General features: G+C 68.4%; 15 protein-coding genes. 6 read left to right on the plus strand and 9 right to left on the minus strand.

Annotation, left to right across the window (positions count from 1 at the left end; genetic code table 11):
* Positions 1–406: 406 nt before the first annotated feature.
* The 3 genes from ACFVW8_RS27430 to ACFVW8_RS27440 all read right to left on the minus strand — a co-directional run bounded on the left by ACFVW8_RS27430 (position 407) and on the right by ACFVW8_RS27440 (position 2028).
* Positions 407–853, minus strand: coding sequence for a DUF6113 family protein (locus ACFVW8_RS27430; RefSeq protein WP_389694500.1), 447 nt, complete (start codon positions 851–853; stop codon positions 407–409).
* Complete coding sequence (gene mshB / locus ACFVW8_RS27435; protein WP_389694502.1) at positions 850–1749, minus strand: N-acetyl-1-D-myo-inositol-2-amino-2-deoxy-alpha-D-glucopyranoside deacetylase; 900 nt, start codon at positions 1747–1749, stop codon at positions 850–852. Before mshB ends, ACFVW8_RS27430 begins: the two co-directional genes overlap by 4 nt.
* A gap of 84 nt (positions 1750–1833) precedes the next feature.
* Positions 1834–2028 (minus strand): hypothetical protein, encoded by a 195-nt coding sequence (locus ACFVW8_RS27440; RefSeq protein ID WP_389694504.1) that lies wholly within the window; start codon positions 2026–2028, stop codon positions 1834–1836.
* 210 nt (positions 2029–2238) lie between these two features.
* Here ACFVW8_RS27440 and ACFVW8_RS27445 point away from each other — a divergent pair, with 210 nt between their 5' ends.
* Positions 2239–4329 carry a prolyl oligopeptidase family serine peptidase gene (locus ACFVW8_RS27445; RefSeq protein ID WP_389694530.1) on the plus strand — a complete coding sequence of 697 codons (2091 nt, stop codon included), beginning with the start codon at positions 2239–2241 and terminating at the stop codon, positions 4327–4329.
* Between the two features lie 15 nt (positions 4330–4344).
* Here the strand turns inward: ACFVW8_RS27445 and ACFVW8_RS27450 are convergent, their stop codons facing one another.
* From ACFVW8_RS27450 to ACFVW8_RS27475, 6 genes are all read right to left on the minus strand, one after another.
* Positions 4345–5445, minus strand: a complete 1101-nt coding sequence (locus ACFVW8_RS27450) for a hypothetical protein (protein WP_389694506.1) — start codon at positions 5443–5445, stop codon at positions 4345–4347.
* Between the two features lie 195 nt (positions 5446–5640).
* Complete coding sequence (locus tag ACFVW8_RS27455; protein ID WP_389694508.1) at positions 5641–6966, minus strand: ABC transporter ATP-binding protein; 1326 nt, start codon at positions 6964–6966, stop codon at positions 5641–5643.
* The gene (locus tag ACFVW8_RS27460; RefSeq protein ID WP_389694510.1) at positions 6956–7933 is read right to left on the minus strand and encodes an ABC transporter ATP-binding protein; all 978 of its coding nucleotides are present in this window, start codon (positions 7931–7933) and stop codon (positions 6956–6958) included. The genes ACFVW8_RS27455 and ACFVW8_RS27460 overlap by 11 nt, the downstream gene beginning before the upstream one ends.
* 13 nt (positions 7934–7946) lie before the next feature.
* Positions 7947–8927, minus strand: coding sequence for an ABC transporter permease (locus tag ACFVW8_RS27465; protein WP_389694512.1), 981 nt, complete (start codon positions 8925–8927; stop codon positions 7947–7949).
* Positions 8920–9843, minus strand: a complete 924-nt coding sequence (locus ACFVW8_RS27470) for an ABC transporter permease (RefSeq protein ID WP_389694514.1) — start codon at positions 9841–9843, stop codon at positions 8920–8922. The genes ACFVW8_RS27465 and ACFVW8_RS27470 overlap by 8 nt, the downstream gene beginning before the upstream one ends.
* A 233-nt stretch (positions 9844–10076) precedes the next feature.
* Positions 10077–11708, minus strand: coding sequence for an ABC transporter substrate-binding protein (locus ACFVW8_RS27475; RefSeq protein WP_389694516.1), 1632 nt, complete (start codon positions 11706–11708; stop codon positions 10077–10079).
* Between the two features lie 506 nt (positions 11709–12214).
* Here ACFVW8_RS27475 and ACFVW8_RS27480 point away from each other — a divergent pair.
* The 5 genes from ACFVW8_RS27480 to ACFVW8_RS27500 all read left to right on the plus strand — a co-directional run bounded on the left by ACFVW8_RS27480 (position 12215) and on the right by ACFVW8_RS27500 (position 18329).
* On the plus strand, positions 12215–13243 hold the full coding sequence (locus ACFVW8_RS27480) for an ABC transporter permease (protein WP_389694518.1): 1029 nt from the start codon (positions 12215–12217) through the stop codon (positions 13241–13243).
* Positions 13244–13319: 76 nt separating this feature from the next.
* A complete protein-coding gene (locus ACFVW8_RS27485) occupies positions 13320–15107 on the plus strand; it encodes an ABC transporter substrate-binding protein (RefSeq protein WP_389694520.1) in 1788 nt (595 codons plus the stop codon).
* An 89-nt stretch (positions 15108–15196) separates the two neighbouring features.
* A complete protein-coding gene (locus tag ACFVW8_RS27490) occupies positions 15197–16177 on the plus strand; it encodes an ABC transporter permease (RefSeq protein WP_389694522.1) in 981 nt (326 codons plus the stop codon).
* A gap of 71 nt (positions 16178–16248) precedes the next feature.
* Positions 16249–17214, plus strand: coding sequence for an ABC transporter ATP-binding protein (locus tag ACFVW8_RS27495; RefSeq protein ID WP_389694532.1), 966 nt, complete (start codon positions 16249–16251; stop codon positions 17212–17214).
* A gap of 26 nt (positions 17215–17240) precedes the next feature.
* On the plus strand, positions 17241–18329 hold the full coding sequence (locus tag ACFVW8_RS27500; RefSeq protein ID WP_389694524.1) for an ABC transporter ATP-binding protein: 1089 nt from the start codon (positions 17241–17243) through the stop codon (positions 18327–18329).
* Positions 18330–18478: the final 149 nt, after the last annotated feature.

Below are 18478 nucleotides of genomic sequence, written 5' to 3' on the forward strand. Positions count from 1 at the left end.
GATCGGACGCGAGCCGGGGATGTTGATCCGGATACGCGTCGTCAGCGTCGTCTCCGTCCTCGGCTCTTCGGGCTGAGGCGGATCCGCAGGCTCCGGGGTCTCCTCCGGGGCATCCTGCGAAGGGTGCAGCGACGGATACTGGCGGGATCCGTACGGCGGCGTACCCGAGGGGTACGCGGCTCCTCCGCGGCCCTGGGGCCCGGAGGACGAACTGTCAGTTTCACGACTCAAAGCAGGTTCTCCCGATTGGCTCCGCCGCCCGTACTTCCCCCGTGCCGCAGGCCAGGGGACGGCTCGGCGCGCGAACCACCTTACTGGCCGCGGCCGACAGACACCCCGCGACCGGGGGAAACGACTGCGCACCCCCCGGACGGACAGGGGGCATTACGGGATCGGACGTGGCACATTACTTGCCAGGTCGGCCGCTGTCGGCACCCGGTTGGGGTGACCGCGACATGGTGGCACAGATCACAGCGACGACCATCCCGCCCAGCATGAAGAGGGCGAGGCCCAGTTCGTCACCGAAGACATAGTCGCCCTCAGGGCGTCCGCCCAGCAGAACAATGACCGAAATCAGCCAGCCCGCGGCGGGGGCCAGGGCGCCGGGCTGCGTACCCATGACGACGCGGCCGCCGTAGAAGAGTCCACCGGAGGCGAGCAGTGCGAGGAGCAATCCGCCCGGGAACCAGGCGGCTTGGACCAGCGTTCCGGCGATTCCGACGACCGCCCCGAGGACGGCGAGGCCGATCAGGGCGGGGATCCGGCGCGGGTTGAGGGGAGCCGCCAGGCCGGTGGCCGGAATGTCCCTCGGAGGCGCGTTGGTCCGTGCGGCCCGCTGCCTGTTGCTGCTCACTGGTCCGCTCCTGTCACACCGGCGAAGAGGTCGTGTTCCCGCGTACCGGCGGGGGCGCCCGGCGCGCCGCTCACCAACTCGTAGTACTCGGTGGTGAGGACGGGCTGGCCCAGGTCGTTCGACAGGGCGAAGAAGGGGCCGCTCAGTGCGATCTGGGTGGCGTGCGCCCGCATCGCCGCCGTCTTGGCCGCCGCGTGGGCGGTGCCGTCGATCTCGGTGGTGATCAGGATGTCGTCCACCACACCCGGTACGTCGTCGATCGCGGCGATGCCCGGGAAGGCGTCGGGAGCACTCGCCCGCAGCTGCGCGAAGGCGTCATCGGCGACCGTGCGCGGCACCCGGTTCCAGTAGACCTTGGCGATGGCGTGCGGCGTACCGGAGCCGGCCCGGTACGCGGGGTCGGCGGCCAGCTCCGCGGCGCGCGTCGCGACCCGGTGCGCCTGGATGTGGTCGGGGTGCCCGTAGCCGCCGTCGGGGTCGTAGGTGACCAGGACCTGGGGGCGGACCGAACGGATCACCTCCACGAGGTACCCGGCGGCCTCGTCCACGTCGGCGGACCAGAAGGCGCCGGGGCGGCGGTTCTGCTCGGCGCCCATCATTCCGGAGTCGCGGAAGCGGCCGGGGCCGCCGAGGAAGCGGTGGTCGGTGACCCCCAGTTCCTTCATGGCCGCCGTGAGTTCACGCTGCCGCCAGGGGCCCAGACCGTCGTCCCGGTCGGCTGCCAGATGCGCGAGCGAAGGCGGGATGATCTCCCCCTCCTCACCGAGCGTGCAGGTCACCAGCGTGACCAGGGCGCCGTCGGCGGCGTACCTGGCCATGGTGGCGCCGTTGTTGATCGACTCGTCGTCGGGGTGCGCGTGCACCAGGAGCAGACGCCGGGCGGGAAGGTCCGTCATGGGGACCACCCTACGAGCCGGCGGCCCCCATGGCCGACGGCGCCCACGCACGGGGCGCCGACGAACCGCGGACGGTTGCCGCGCTCAGAATTTGAGCCCTCCGATCATGCCCGCCACATTCGTCGTCACCTCGGAGATGGTGGGCGCGACGGACGAGCTGGCGAGATAGAAACCGAGCAGCACGCAGACCACCGCATGTCCGCCCTTCAGCCCGGACTTCCGGACCAGCAGGAAGACGACGATCGCCAGCAGCACCACCGCCGAAATCGAGAGTGCCACGGCGGTTCACCTCCATCAGTACGGTCGGGGACGGGCAGCACGCGTGGAGCCAGCAGGTTCATACCCACCGAGCGCTACGGATCATAACTATCCGTGGCAAGGCATTGATCGGGGCACGGCAGCACGAGGGGCGCACGCGCGGGGGGTCGGCGATAGGTTCGGCACATGACTTCGGCAGAGATCACCTTCCCGCTCCAGCTGGCCCGGACGATGCGCTTCACCCTGGGCGCACCGCGCGCTTTCACCGTGTCACCCGATGGTGAGCGGGTGATCTTCCTGCGCTCTGGTTCGGGCACGGACCGGACGGGCCGGCTCTGGGTGCTGGACCTGACCGGCGACGGCGCACCGCGGGAGCGGGTCGTGGCCGATCCCGAGGTGCTGCTCGGCGGTTCGGCGGAACGGCTTTCCGCGCAGGAGCGGGCCAGGCGCGAGCGGAGCCGCGAGGGGTCGTCCGGGGTCGTGGGCTACGCGGTGGACGCCGCGGCCGAGTTGGCGGCGTTCGCCCTCTCCGGGAAGGTGTACGTCGCGGATCTCCGGGCGGGAGGGGCGCGCGCCCTGCCCGTGCCGGGTCCGGTGATCGATCCGCGCCCCTCCCCCGACGGACGGCACATCGCCTACGTGTCCAAGGGCGCGCTGCACGTCGTGGGAGCCGGGGGCGAGGACGACAGGGCGCTCCTTGAGCCGGAGGACGCGCAGATCTCCTACGGTCTCGCGGAGTTCATCGCGGCGGAGGAGATGCAGCGCTCCCGGGGCTTCTGGTGGTCGCCGGAGTCGGACCGGCTGCTCGTCGCCCGGGTCGACGACAGCCCGGTGCAGCGGTGGTGGATCGCCGATCCCGCGCACCCGGAGCGCAAGCCCGCCGAGGTCGCGTACCCGGCGGCCGGGACGCCCAACGCCGTGGTGCAGCTCTTCGTCACGGACCTGGCCGGCAAGCGCACCGAAGTGGTCTGGGACCGGGCCCGGTTCCCGTATCTGGCGCAGGTGCACTGGTCGTCGGACGGGGCGCCCCTGCTGCTCGTGCAGGCCCGTGACCAGCGGAGCCAGCTCCATCTCGCCGTGGACCCGGAGACCGGCACGACCCGCACCGTGCATGTGGACGAGGACCCGGTGTGGCTGGATCTGTTCCCCGGAGTGCCCGCGTGGGCGCCGGACGGACGGCTCGTGCGCATCGCGGACGAGGGCGGGGCGCGGGTCCTCGCCGTCGGCGACCGGCCGCTGACCGGGGCGCAGCTGCAGATCAAGGCGGTCCTGGACATCGGTGCGTCCGACGTCCTGGTGGCAGCGTCCGCGGGTGAGGGGGCGGCCGTCCCGGAGATCGGCGAGAGCCATGTCTACCGGGTCAACGAGCTGGGTGTGGAGCGGGTCTCGGAGGGCGCGGGCCTGCACTCCGCGGTCCGGTCCGGCGGGGTGACGGTGCTGGTATCCACCTCGCTGGACCGGCCGGGAGCGACCGTGCGGGTCCTCCGGGACGGCAAGCTGATCGCCACCGTGGCGAACCATGCGGAGCAGCCGGTCCTGACCACCCGGGCGCAGCTCACCGAAGGGGGCGCACGGCGGATTCCGTGCGCCGTGATGCTCCCCACCGGGTACACGGAATCGGATGGTCCGCTTCCGGTTCTGATGGATCCGTACGGCGGGCCGCACGGCCGCCGGGTGGTCGCCGCCCACAACGCCCATCTCACCTCGCAGTGGTTCGCGGACCAGGGTTTCGCCGTCATCGTCGCGGACGGCCGGGGCACTCCGGGCCGTTCACCCGGCTGGGAGAAGGCGGTCAAGGACAACCTCGCCCTCAGCCTCGACGACCAGGTCGAGGCTCTGCACGCGCTCGCCGGGCGGTTCCCGCTGGACCTGGAGCGGGTGGCCATCCGGGGCTGGTCGTTCGGCGGCTTCCTGGCCGGCCTGGCCGCGCTGCGGCGGCCGGATGTGTTCCACGCGGCGATCGTGGGCGCCCCGGTGACCGACCAGCGGCTCTACGACACCCATTATTCGGAGCGCTACCTCGGCGACCCGGCGGTCCGGCCCGAGGTCTACGCGCACAACTCGCTGCTCACCGACGAGGGACTGTCACAGGCCGCCGACCAGGTGCGGCCGATGATGATCATCCACGGTCTCGCGGACGACAACGTGGTGGTCGCGAACACGCTGCGGCTGTCGTCGGCGCTGCTCGCCGCGGGACGGCCGCACGAGGTGCTGCCGCTGAGCGGGGTGACGCACATGACCCCGCAGGAGAAGGTGGCGGAGAATCTGCTGCTCCTCCAGGTGGACTTCCTGCGCCGCTCACTGGCGGGCCCGGCCTCGTAGGGCGCGCGCCCCGGGCTACCAGCCCGGCGGCGGCTGGGAGGGCGGCGGGGGCGGCCCGAAGCCGCCGCCCTGCGGGTATCCGTATCCCGGGGCGGGCGGCTGCTGCCCCGGGTACGGGCCGCTGTCCTGTCCGGGGTGCGGTTCGGGGCCGTATCCCGCAGATCCGTATCCCGGCGGGCCGAAACCCGAGCCGTGCCCCGGCCCGTACGGGCCGGGGACGTCGGCGAAGCCCCTGGGCGCCAGCGCGATCAGCACCACCACGGCGACGAACGCTTCGAAGAGCCAGCTGACCAGCATGAGCTGGGTCTCGGTCGGCAGCGAACCGAAGTGGTCGAGCAGGTCGTAGTGCACGGCCCGGTACACGCCCAGCGCCCCACCGGGCAGCAGCAGAGCGGCCGCCACCAGGCCGAACGGCCGGGTGTGCACGGCGTGGAAGAGGGCACTCGCCCCCGCGACCAGGCAGAGCAGGGCCAGCGCCACGGTGCTCCAGCCCGACGGCGGATCGATCACCCCGTGCGCGTACCGGTCACCGCCCAGGTACCAGTCCGGGAAGATGTCCGGGAACTTCACGACCTGCCGGACCTCCCAGGCGATCAGCACCGCGCCGGCCGCGCACAGCAGCAGGAACGCGGTGACGGAGGCGCCGGGCCCCGGCCGGGAGGGTGTCTGCTCGTAGGAGTCGGCCGGTGGCCGGCGGCCGGCCCCGGCGGTGATGATCAGCGCGATGCCTGCCGCGAGGCCCGCGAAGGTGCTGATCAGTGCCCGGGTGCGCAGATCGTCCGAGAACGACGACTCCATCGCGCGGCTGCCGATGTTCCAGGTACCGGGCAGCCGTACGGCGAGGGTGATCACTCCGGTGGCGACGAGCGCGGTGGCGGCGACCGAGGAGCGGAGCGCGGCGACGGCGGCGACCACGTACACCACGAGCAGGGCGGCATCCATGGCCGTGGTCGCGGGCATCGCCTTCGGGCGGGCGTCGTAGAGACCGGCCCAGTACCGCCACAGCGGGCCGAATTCCGCGGCCCTGATGTCCCGTACGAGCCAGCACGCCACGAGCACCGCGAGCACCGCGCACAGGACGGCTCCGGTGACTCTTGCTCCGCGGGTGAGTATCACCCCAGCGATACTCCACCGCGCCCGGCCTCCCGACAAGAGGGCCGCTGCCGCACGGTCCTGGCGGGCGACCGGCCGGGGGACTTGACGGCCCCCGGCCGGTCCACGGCACCCGCACGGCCGTACGTCGTCCATGCTGACGGGTCCGTATATCGGACGTGCGACGGACGAGTTGCCCGTGCGTTAACGGACCGGCGGTCAGCTGACCCGGCTGCTCCCGGCGGGCGGCGGACCGTCGTCCCCACCGTCCTGCCCGGGTTCTTCGTCCTGGACCGCCGGCGCCGTGCCCCCGGCCCCGTCGTCGCGCACGGGTCCGGACGACGGGGGCTTCCGGGCCTCCCGGTCCACCTTCTCCACATCCGGACCGGCCCCGCCCTCCCCCGGCGCCGACCCCAGCGTCCCCTCCGGCGGCACCACCCGCTTCTCCTCCGCGAAGTGGCAGGCCGAATCGTGCTTCGCCGGAGTGTCGGTCAGCCGGAAGACGGCCGGGACGGCCAGCAGCGGGACCTCCAGCTCGCACCGCTCCTGCGCCTTCCAGCAGCGGGTGCGGAAGCGGCAGCCGGAGGGCGGATTGGCGGGCGAGGGCACGTCGCCGTGCAGGATGATCCGCTCGCGGTACTCCCGCGCCATCGGGTCCGGCACCGGCACGGCGGAGAGCAGCGCCTGGGTGTACGGGTGCGTGGGGTGCTCGTAGATCTCCTCGTCCGTGCCGATCTCGGCGAACCGTCCCAGGTACATCACCCCGACCCGGTCCGAGATGTGCCGGACGATGGACAGGTCGTGCGCGATGAAGACGTAGCTCAGGTTGAACTCCGACTGGAGCCGGTCCAGCAGGTTGACGACCTGCGCCTGGACGGAGACGTCGAGGGCCGAGACCGGTTCGTCGGCGACGATGATCTCCGGGTTGAGCGCGAGCCCGCGGGCGATGCCGATGCGCTGGCGCTGACCGCCGGAGAACTGGTGCGGATAGCGGTTGATGTACTCCGGGTTGAGACCCACGACGTCGAGCAGATCCTGCACCTTGCGGCGCCGGTCGCCCTTCGGGGCCACCTCGGGGTGGATCTCGTACGGCTCCCCGATGATGTCGCCCACCGTCATGCGCGGGTTGAGGGAGGTATAGGGGTCCTGGAACACCATCTGGATGTTGCGGCGGACGGCCTTCAGCGCACGGCCGGACAGCTTGGTGACGTCCTCGCCCTTGTACCTGATCGCACCGGCCGTCGGCTGTTCCAGATGCACCAGCATCCGGGCGACGGTGGACTTTCCGCAGCCGGACTCCCCCACGATGCCGAGCGTCTCGCCCGCCGACAGGTCGAAGGAGACCCCGTCGACGGCCTTCACCGCCCCGATCTGCTTCTTGATCACGATGCCTCGGGTGAGCGGGTAGTGCTTGACGAGGTCACGCACCTCCAGGATCGGCTCCCGGCCCGCCTGGGCGCTGGTCTCCCGTGACTTCGCCAGCAGGGCGCGTGCCACCTCGCCCTCCTGGCGCGCTTCCCTGCGCCCCGAGTGGTCAGCGTGCATCGAGCGTCTCCTTCCAGAAGTAGCAGGCGCTCTGACGGTTCTCTGCCACGTCGAACAGCGGCGGTACGTCGGTGCGGCAGACGTCCTGGGCCATCGGGCAGCGCGGGTTGAAGGCGCAGCCGGACGGGATGTTCAGCAGGTTGGGCGGCAGCCCCTTGATCGCGTACAGCTCCCGGCCCTTCTGGTCCAGGCGCGGGATCGAGCGGAGCAGGCCCTGGGTGTACGGATGCGCGGGCGCCTGGTAGATGTCGTGGACCGGTGAGGTCTCGACGATCCGGCCCGCGTACATCACGGCGATCTTGTCGGCGACGTCGGCGACGACCCCCAGGTCGTGGGTGATCAGGATCAGGCCCATGTTCAGCTCGCGCTGGAGCTCCGCGAGCAGGTCCATCACCTGGGCCTGGACGGTGACGTCGAGCGCGGTGGTCGGCTCGTCCGCGATGATCAGGTCGGGCTCCAGGGCCAGCGCCATCGCGATCATGATGCGCTGGCGCATGCCGCCGGAGAACTGGTGCGGGTAGTTGCCGACCCGCTCCTTGGCGGCCGGGATCCGCACCCGGTCCATCAGCTCGACGGCCTTCGTCCTCGCGTCCTTGCGGGAGAGTCCGCGGTGCACCACGAACATCTCGCCGAGCTGCTCCCCCACCGTCAGTACGGGGTTGAGGGAGGAGAGCGCGTCCTGGAAGATCATGGCCATCTCCTGGCCGCGGATCTTCCGGCGCTCCTCCTTCTTGAGCTTCAGCAGGTCGCGGCCCTTGAAGAGGATCTCGCCGCCGCTGATCTTCCCCGGCGGCATGTCGAGGATCCCCATGATCGCCTGCGCGGTGACGGACTTCCCGGAGCCGGACTCGCCGAGCACCGCGAGCGTCTCGCCCTCGGACACCGAGTAGTTGACCCCGTTGACGGCCTTGGCCACCCCGTCCCGGGTATGGAACTCCACGTGCAGATCGCGCACTTCGAGCAACATGGCAGCGGACTCCTCAGCGCAGCTTGGGATCGAGGGCGTCGCGCACCGCGTCGCCGAGCATGATGAACGCGAGCACGGTGACCGCCAGCGCGCCGGCGGGCCAGAGGAGCATGTGCGGGGCGTTGCGGATGTTCTGCGAGGCCGATGAGATGTCGATGCCCCAGCTGACCGTGGGGGGCTTCAGACCGACGCCGAGGTAGGAGAGTGTCGCCTCCAGCGCGATGTACGTACCCAGCGCGATGGTGGCCACCACGATGACGGGCGCCACGGCGTTGGGTGCGACGTGCCTCAGCAGCATGCGGGAGTTGGACGCACCCAGGGCGCGGGCGGCCTGGACGTAGTCGTGCTGCTTCGCCGTGATCACCGCGCCGCGGGCGATCCTGGAGATCTGCGGCCAGCCGAGCAGCACCATGAACCCGATGACCGGCCAGACGGTGCTGCTGGTGACGACGGAGAGCAGGACCAGACCGCCCAGCACCACGGGAATGGCGAAGAAGATGTCCGTGACGCGGGACAGGATGGCGTCCCAGGCCCCGCCGAAGAAGCCCGCGAGCCCGCCGAGGAGGCCGCCGAGCAGCGCCACGCCCAGGGTGGCGCAGACGCCGACGGTGACGGACGCCCTGGCGCCGTAGACGACCCGGGTGTAGACGTCGCAGCCCTGGGCGTTGAATCCCATGGGGTGGCCGGGCTGGGAGCCCTGCTGCGCCTTGGACAGGTCGCACTTGAGCGGATTGCCCGACGCGATGAGCGAGGGCCAGATCGAGATGACGACCAGGAAGAGGATGATCAGGGCCGAGATGATGAAGACGGGGTTGCGCCTCAGGTCGCGCCAGGCGTCGGCCCACAGGCTCCCCGCCCGCTCCCGGACCCCGCCGCCCTCCGGACCGTCCGGTGTCCCCTCCAGCGTGACGCCCTCGCTCGTCGCCAGGTCCGCCGCTCCGCCGGCACCGGTCCCGGCAATCGCGTTCTGGGGCTCGGGCTGAGGTTCAGGCATAACGGATCCTCGGGTCGAGTACGGAGTACAGGAGGTCGACGACCAGGTTGGCGATGAGGAAGACCAGCACCAGGATGGTGGCGAAGCCGACCACGGTCTGGGTGTTCTGCCGGAGGATGCCCTGGTAGATCTGGTATCCGACGCCATGGATGTTGAAGATGCGCTCGGTGACGATCGCGCCGCCCATCAGCGCCCCGATGTCCGTACCGATGAAGGTGACGACGGGGATCAGCGAATTGCGCAGCAGGTGACGCACGATCACGCGACGCCTGGGCAGTCCCTTCGCCACAGCCGTGCGCACGTAGTCGGCCCGGGAGTTCTCGGCGATCGACGTCCTGGTGAGGCGGGTGACATAGGCCAGCGAGACCGAGGCGAGCACGAGACCGGGGAGGATGAGTTCGTCGAACGGCGCGTCCGATGACACCGTCGGGGAGATGACGGACCACTTCACGCCCAGCAGGTACTGGAGGACGTAGCCGGTGACGAAGGTGGGGATCGCGATCACGATGAGCGTCGCCACCAGGACCGAGTTGTCCACGACACGGCCCCGCCTGAGTCCGCTGATGACTCCGAGCGTCACGCCCACGATGATCTCGAAGAGGATCGCGACGATGGTCAGCCGCAGGGTGACCGGATAGGCGGACGCCATGAGCTCGGTGACCTTCTGGCCGTTGAAGGCGGTACCGAAGTCGCCGGTGAAGACATTGCCCATGTAGGTCAGGTATTGCTGCCAGACGGGCTTGTCCAGGCCGAACTCCTTCTGCAGCTGGGCGGCCGTCGTCGGGTCGCACTGCCGGTCGCCGCACAGGCCCGCGATCGGGTCGCCCATCACGTTCACCATCAGGAAGAGCAGCAGCGTGGCCCCGATGAAGACCGGAATCATCTGGAGCAGACGACGGATCACATAACGCCCCATGTCACCCTCCGCACATCGATCCCTCCCTGTTGCCGTGAACCAAATAACATCCCATTTTGCATGAAATAGCACCTTCTGTGCACCCTCACGGGAACATGGGTACGCCGGAAGGGGCCAAACGCGTGACGGGCACACCGGGACCGATGGAAGGCACCGCTGCCCGGGACCGGCGGAACGCACCGTGGCCCGGCACGCCCTCGCGGGGGTGCCGGGCCGGGACGGCCGCTACCGGATCACTTGACCTTGATCTCGCTGTAGACCGGCACGCTGAAGGGGTTCAGTGCGACGTTCGAGACGTTCGTGGAGTAGCCGGCGCTGCCGTTCTGGTACCAGAGGGGAATGGCCGACATGGTGTCCCGGACCACGGCCTCGGCCTGCTTGAAGGTCTTGACCGCCTTGGCCTTGTCCGACTCGGCGTTGGCCTGGTCGACGAGGTTGTCGAACTTCTTGTCCGACCACTTCCCGTCGTTGGACGAGGCGTTGGTGTAGTAGAGCGGCTGCAGGAAGTTCTGGATGAGCGGGTAGTCCATCTGCCATCCCGCACGGAACGGGCCCGTCATCTTCTTCTGGGTGATCTTGTTCCGGAAGTCGGCGAACGTTCCGGTCGGACTGCCCACGCACGCCTTGTCGTTGCCCAGCGCGTTGTTGATGCTGTTGCAGACCGCGTCCACCCAGTCCTTATGACTGCCCGTGTCGGCGTTGTAGCCGATCTTGACCTGCCCGCCGGGGATTCCGCCGCCCTCCGAGATCATCTTCTTGGCCTCGGCCGGGTTGTAGTCGCACAGCTTGCCGCAGAAGCCCGCCTGGTAGCCGCCCGCCGCGCCCAGCACCGGGGAGGTCCAGTCCGTGGCGGGGGTCCGCGTCTTGTTGAAGATCGTCTCGGTGATCTGCTTGCGGTTGATGGCCATGGAGAGGCCCTTGCGGACCTTGTCGCTGTCCGCCTTGTCCCAGCCCTTGTCGTAGAACGGGAAGGCCAGGGTCTGGATGATGCCGGCCGGGGTGTTGATGTAGCGGTCCCCGAGGTCCGACTTCACGTTCTTCAGCTGCGAGGCGGGGACGTCGTCCACCAGGTCGAGGTTGCCGGCCACCAGGTCGGTGTAGGCGGTGTTGTTGTCGGTGTAGACCTTGAGGTCGATGCCACCGTTCTGCGCCTTGTCCTTGCCGGGGTACTTGTCCCACTTGCGCAGGGACATCTGCGAACCCTTGGTGTACGACTTGATGGTGTAGGGCCCGTTGCCGACCGGCTTCTTCAGATAGGCGGCATGGTCGTCGAAGAAGATCTTGGGCAGCGGGGCGAACGCCGCGTAGCCCAGCGTCTCGGGCCACAGGGAGAACTTCTGGCTGAGCTTGACGGTGAACGTCCTGGCACCGGTGACCTTCAGCCCCGTCATCGTGGCGGCGCTCTGCGAGCCGGAGTCCGGGTGCACCTTGTCGTAGCCGTCGATCTGGCCGAAGAAGTAGGCGTTCTTCTGGTTGTTCTTGAGGCTCGCGCCGTAGTTCCACGCGTCCACGAAGGACTTGGCGGTGACCTTCTCGCCGTTGGAGAACGTCCACCCGTCCTTCACGGTGACCTTGAAGGTCTTCGAGTCGGAGGTGTCGATCTTCTCCGCCAGCATGTCCTCGGCCGCACCGGTCTTGGGGTTGTACCGCTTGAGCCCCCGGAAGACCATGTCGAGCACCTTGCCGCCCTGCACCTCGTTGGTGTTGGCGGGCTCCAGCGGGTTCTGCGGGTCACCCCACGAGGAGCTCACGATCCCATCGGCGCCTCCGCCACCACCACTGTCGCCCCCGCCGCCGCAGGCGGTCGCCGCCAGGGCGACGGCGACCGCGCATGCGGCCCACTTGACCTGTGTGGCTCCGCGCATGGAGTGCCTCCTCATAGTGCTCCGTCTCACTTGAAGTCAAATATCACCTCATACCGGAACTTGCGCATATTTACTCCCGCCATCCGGGCACGGCAGGGGTCGCCCGGATGCGACGGAGGAGCGCTGAGCGGACGCTTTTGATGAGTACGCGTCACGCGTTTCGCGGAGCCGAAATCGGCCTGACGAGCGACGAAGCGATAACGGCAGCACAACGAACGCGCATCTACCCGGCACCCGTCCGACCGGATGCACGAATTCCGAGACATTGGCGCCCGGATAACGAACACAATGACGCACTTTCACCATTTCGCCCCGAAATTTGGCCTGGATCAGGCAAATGAAGAGTAAAGACATGGTCGATATAAAGTCATGTCCTGTTCAAGCTTCCAAAGAGCACCTCAAGGCGGTCCGACATTCATTGACCCTGCATGAATTGCGTTGAAAAAGTCCGGGTAGCCCGTAGGTGTGCCCTGCGGAGTCCTTCGACCCTCCGGGCCAGGAGCACCATGACGATTCCAACCTCGAACGCAGCAGCCTCTCTTGAGGTGGCGGACGCGAAGACGCCGCAACCGCCGGATCTCTCGCCCCTGAAGGGTGGCGACGGGCGCTCTCCGGGCAAACTCGCCTGGCGGCGCTTCAAGCGCGACCGGTCCGGCGTCATTTCGGCCTATGTGGTCATCTTCTTCCTTCTGGTGGCCGTCCTCGCACCACTGATCTCGAAGCTCTACGGCAAGGATCCGTACACGACGTACGGCCAGAACCAGGACGGCCTGCTCAACGACTTCGGCTTTCCGATCAAGCCGAACGGCGGGATCAGCGGCGACTTCTGGTTCGGCGTCGAACCCCAGCTGGGCCGCGACGTCTTCACCTTCCTCGTCTACGGGATCCGCAACTCGCTGTTCATCGCGGGCGTGACGACCCTCCTGGTGACCGTCCTCGGCATCGTGATCGGCGTGACCGCCGGGTACCTGGGCGGGAAGACCGACTACTTCATCGGCCGGGTCATCGACATCCTGCTGGCCTTCCCCTCGACGCTGTTCTTCATCGCGTTCTGGCCGGTACTCATCTCGATCCTGGTCTCCCCCGAGGAAGCCACGCCCGTCTGGCTCACCGTCACGAGCCTCATCCTGGTGATGACGGCGTTCGGCTGGGCGTCCATCGCCCGCCTGCTGCGCGGCGAGGTACTCGCCCTGCGTGAACGGGAGTTCGTCGAGGCGGCCAGGGTGACCGGAGCCTCGCCCGCCCGGATCATCTTCAAGGAACTGCTGCCCAACCTGTGGACGCCGATCCTCATCCAGGCGACCCTCGCTCTTCCCATGTTCGTGACCGCCGAAGCCGGACTCGCGTTCCTCGGTGTCGGGCTGACCGCGAAGACACCCGACTGGGGCGTGCTGCTCCAGCGGGGCGCCGACGTCTACCAGGACGACATCACCTTCATGCTCTTCCCGGGGGTGACGATGGTGGTCTTCGTGCTCGCCTTCAACCTCCTCGGCGACTCGGTCCGTGACGCTCTCGACCCGAAGACCAAGCGCTGAAAGTTCCGCCCCCGGACCGGAGCGACGGGGCTCCGCCGGATCATTCGTCCCTTTTCACCGACCAGGGCAGGTTGCCATGTCTCTCTCCCGCAGAAACTTCGTCATCGCCACTTCCGTCGCGGCGGGCGGCTCTCTCGTCCTCTCCGCGTGCAGCAGCGGCGACAGCGGCGGAGGCGGCGGCAAGGGATCGCCGAACGCCGGCGCCACCGAGTACACCGGTGCGACCGTCAAGATCGGCACCAAGGAGGACTCGCAGGGCCCCGCGGCCGAGATAGCCGGCGCCAAGAAGGGCGGGACGATCTACGGCATCTCCGAGGACGACTTCTCCCACCTCGACCCGCAGCGCATCTACTTCGCGTTCAACTCCAGCGGGGCGGCGATGTTCGCGCGCGGCCTCACCGGCTACAAGGTCGACGACAAGGGCGGGATGACCCTCGTGGGCGACCTGGCCACCGATGTCGGCACGGCGTCGGCCGACAACAAGACCTGGACCTTCACGCTGAAGGACGGCCTCAAGTGGGAGGACGGCAGCGAGCTGACCGTCGAGGACGTCCGCCACGGCATCGAGCGCGCCTGGGCGCCGTTCATCACCGAGGGCGCCGCCTACGTCCAGCAGGCGCTCACCGGCAAGGGCGACTGGCGCAAGGGCTATGACGGTCCGTACAAGGGCGAGCACCTGGACTCGCTCGTCATCGACAAGGCCAAGAAGACGATCACCTTCAAGCTGGCCGAGGCGCGTCCGGACTTCAACTTCACCCTGGCCATGAGCTGCTACAGCGCCACGCCGGTGAAGCTGGACACCAAGGAGAAGTACGACAAGAAGCCCGTCTCCTGCGGTCCGTACATCGTCAAGAACCGCACCATCGACAAGTCGATGACGCTGACGCGCAACAAGCACTGGGACCCGGCGACGGACCCGATCCGCAACGCCTACCCGGACACCTTCGAGTTCGAGTTCGGGCCCACCTCGCTGGAGTCCGCGGACCGCTTCATCGCGGACCAGGGCAAGGACCAGCAGATGATCTCCATCTACAAGTCCGTGCCGGCCGAGCGCATGCAGAAGGTGCTCACCGACCCGGAGCTGAAGAAGCGGACCTTCAACGGCCTGCTCACCGGCACGTACTACTACGCGATCAACTGCAAGCGCGTCACGGACGTCGAGGTGCGCAAGGCGCTCAACACCGCCTGGCCGCTGGAGCAGATCCGCAAGATCTACGGCGGATCGTCGGCGGGCGACTACGCGACCACTGTCCTCAGCCCCGACATCCTGGGCCGCAAGGAGTTCGACTTCTACGGCAAGCTGAAGACGCCCAAGGGTGACGCCGCGGCGGCCAAGGCGATCCTCAAGAAGGCCGGCAAGCTCGGCCAGAAGATCGTCTACACCTACCCGCAGAGCCCCACCTACGACAAGACGGCCGTCGTCGTCGAGAACGCGCTCAAGGCCGCGGGCTTCAAGCCGGTCATCAAGCCCGTCGACTCGACCTCGTACTACGACCAGATCCAGCAGGTCGACAACAGCTTCGACGTCATGTGGTTCGGCTGGTCCCCGGACTGGCCGACGGCCTACACGATGATCCAGCCGCTGTTCGACAGCGCCAACATCGGCAACGGCCAGAACAACGTCTCCCAGACGAAGGTCGACTGGATCGACGCGGCCATCAAGAAGAACGTCGTCATCGACGACCAGAAGAAGGCCGGCGACGCCTGGGCCGCGCTGGACAAGCGGATCATGGACGAGGTCGTCCCGGTCATCCCGGAGACCTTCCAGCGCCGCTTCTACCTCTTCGGCTCCAAGGTCGGCGGCGCCATGATGGACCCGCAGTTCTCCGCGACGATCATCTACAAGACGTACGTCAAGGCCTGACGAACGACCCCAGCGGTGGGGCGGCTCTCCGGTGGAGAGCCGCCCGTGCCCCACCTCCCCCTCGGCATCCGTCAGGAAATCCCACTGCCATGCTGCGCTTTCTTCTCCGCCGTACTCTCGGCGCCGCGGTCATCCTGCTGATCATCAGCGCCCTGGTCTTCTACCTCTTCTACGCCGCTCCTCGCGACCCTGCCCGGGTGGCCTGCGGCAAGGTCTGCACGCCCGAGACACTCGCGCTGGTGCGGCACAACCTGGGGATCGCCGACCCGATACCGGTGCAGTACTGGCACTGGCTGCTGGGGATCTTCACGGGGCGTGACTACGGGGTCTACGGGCACTGCCCGGCCCCGTGCCTGGGGTACTCGTTCATCAACCACGAGCCCGTCTTCGGCACCATCATCGACCGCTTCCCGACCACGCTTTCGCTCTCCGTCGGCAGCGCGTTCGTCTTCGTCATCTTCGGTGTCGGAGCCGGCATGCTCGCGGCCGTCAAGCAGGGCAAGCCGCTCGACAAGATCGCGTCCTCCGCCTCGCTGATCGCCTCCTCGATGCAGATCTACATCGTCGGCGTGCTCGCGATGTACTTCCTCACCGACCAGCTGCATCTGCTGGACCGGCCCAGCTACACGCCGTTCAGCGAGAATCCCGGCGCGTGGTTCTCCGGTCTCCTGCTGCCCTGGCTGGTGCTCTCCGTCATCTTCACCGCCAACTACACCCGTATGTCCCGCTCCCAGCTGGTGGAATCGATGAGCGAGGACTACGTCCGCACGGCCCGCGCCAAGGGCCTCTCCCGTCGGACGGTGTTCTTCAGATTCGCCTGGCGCGGGGCCATGGGCCCCATCGTCACCATCTTCGGTCTCGACCTCGGTGTGCTCCTGGGCGGAGCGATCATCACCGAGAAGGTCTTCAGCCTCCAGGGCATCGGTACGCTCGCGGTCAAGGCCGTGTCGACCAACGACCTCCCCACGCTTCTCGGCGTGATGATGCTGGCCGCCGTCGCGATCGTGCTCCTCAACATCGTCGTGGACGCCGTCTACGCCCTCATCGACCCACGCGTCCGCCTCGCCTAGGGAGAGATCCAGTGAGCACCCCCTTCCTCTCCGTGCGCGATCTGCGCGTGCACTTCTCCACCGAAGACGGCATGGTCAAGGCCGTCGACGGGCTGTCCTTCGATGTCGAACAGGGCAAGACGCTCGGCATCGTCGGCGAGTCCGGCTCCGGGAAATCGGTCACCAACCTGACCATCCTCGGCCTGCACGACCCCGACCACACCGAGATCGAGGGGGAGATCCTGCTCGACGGGCAGGATCTGCTCGCCGCCTCGGAGCGGGAGCTGGAGCGGCTGCGCGGCAACAAGATGTCCATGATCTTCCAGGACGCGCTGGCCTCGCTCTCGCCGTACCACACCATCGGCAAGCAGATCGGTGAGACGTACCGCAAGCACACCGGGGCCTCCAAGCGCGAGTCACGTGCGCGGGCCGTGGAGATGCTCACCAAGGTGGGCATCCCGCAGCCGAATCTGCGCGTCGATGACTATCCGCACCAGTTCTCCGGCGGTATGCGCCAGCGCGCGATGATCGCCATGGCGCTGGTCTGCAACCCCGCACTGCTGGTGGCGGACGAGCCGACGACGGCGCTTGACGTCACCGTGCAGGCCCAGATCATGGACCTGCTCAAGGACCTCCAGCAGGAGACCGGTACCTCGATCATCTTCATCACCCACGACCTCGGTGTCATCGCCGACATCGCGGACGACGTGCTGGTGATGTACGGCGGCCGTTGTGTGGAGCGCGGCACGAAGAAGGAAGTGCTGCGAGCGCCCCAGCATCCCTACACCTGGGGCCTGCTGGGGTCGATGCCGACCCTGGACGGGCCGGTGGACGTACCGCTGTCGCCGATCCCCGGCACCCCGCCGAGCCTCCTCAACCCGCCCTCGGGCTGCTGCTTCCACCCTCGGTGCTCCTTCACCGAGCAGGTCGGCGGCACTCGGTGTGCGACCGAGCTGCCGCTGCTGGACCTGTCGGGCGGGCGCGGATCCGCCTGCCACCTGACCGCGGAGCAGCGCACCGAGTTCTTCGCCGACTTCGCCGGCACCCGGCCCAACTGACGTACAAGAGACGGGACTTCCCTACCATGAGCAGCACCGATCCCCTCCTTGACGTCTCCGGGCTGACCAAGCACTTCCCGATCAAGGGCGGCTTCCCGATCCGGCGGACGGTCGGCGCGGTCCAGGCCGTGGACGGGCTGGACTTCACGGTCGCCCCGGGAGAGAGCCTCGGCCTGGTCGGCGAGTCCGGCTGCGGCAAGTCGACGACGGGCCGGCTCATCACCCGGCTCCTGGAGCCGACCGCGGGCCGGATCACCTACCGCGGGCAGGACATCAGCCATGCCTCGCGCAGGGAGCTGGCGCCGATCCGCTCCGAGATCCAGATGATCTTCCAGGACCCGTACGCGTCGCTGAACCCGCGCCAGACGGTCGGCAAGATCATCACGGCTCCGATGGACATCAACGACGTCAATCCGGCCGGCGGCCGGGAGGCACGCGTCCGGGAGCTCCTGGAGATCGTCGGCCTCAACCCGGAGCACTACAACCGCTTCCCGCACGAGTTCTCCGGCGGTCAGCGCCAGCGCATCGGGGTGGCCCGCGCACTGGCCCTGGAGCCGAAGCTGATCGTGGCCGACGAGCCCGTCTCGGCGCTGGACGTGTCGATCCAGGCCCAGGTGGTGAACCTGCTGCAGAAGCTGCAGAAGGAACTGGGCATCGCGTTCCTGTTCATCGCCCACGACCTGGCGATCGTGCGTCACTTCTCGCAGCGCGTCGCCGTCATGTACCTGGGCCGGATCGTGGAGATCGCCGACCGCGACGACCTGTACGGCAACCCGCGCCACCCGTACACCAGGGCCCTGCTCTCCGCCGTACCCGAGGCCACCGCCGACGACGCCCCGGCCCGCGAGCGCATCCTGCTCACCGGCGATGTGCCGTCCCCGGTCAATCCGCCGTCGGGCTGCCGCTTCCGCACCCGCTGCTGGAAGGCGACGGACAAGTGCGCGAGCGAGACGCCGCCGCTGGTGCAGATCAGCGGCAGCCGTGACGGCCACCTGACGGCCTGCCACTATCCCGAGGAGCCGGGCACCGTCTCGTCCGTCCCGGGCGCCCGCAAGGCGTCCGACGCGTCGCGGCTCGACAAGAAGACCACCCAAGACCCCAAGGCCCAAGGCTGACACCCCTGCCTCGGCCCCGGGGGAGCCCGTGGGACACGGACCTGACCGGTCCGGGTCACGCGGGGCTCCTCCGGCCCAGGGAACCGAGCACGTCGGCCCATTGACCCGAGCCACCTGCGAGCCCGGTTCCCGGGTACACGGGGAAAGGC

The sequence above is a fragment of the Streptomyces sp. NPDC058221 genome, from assembly GCF_042882365.1.
Taxonomy (GTDB): domain Bacteria; phylum Actinomycetota; class Actinomycetes; order Streptomycetales; family Streptomycetaceae; genus Streptomyces.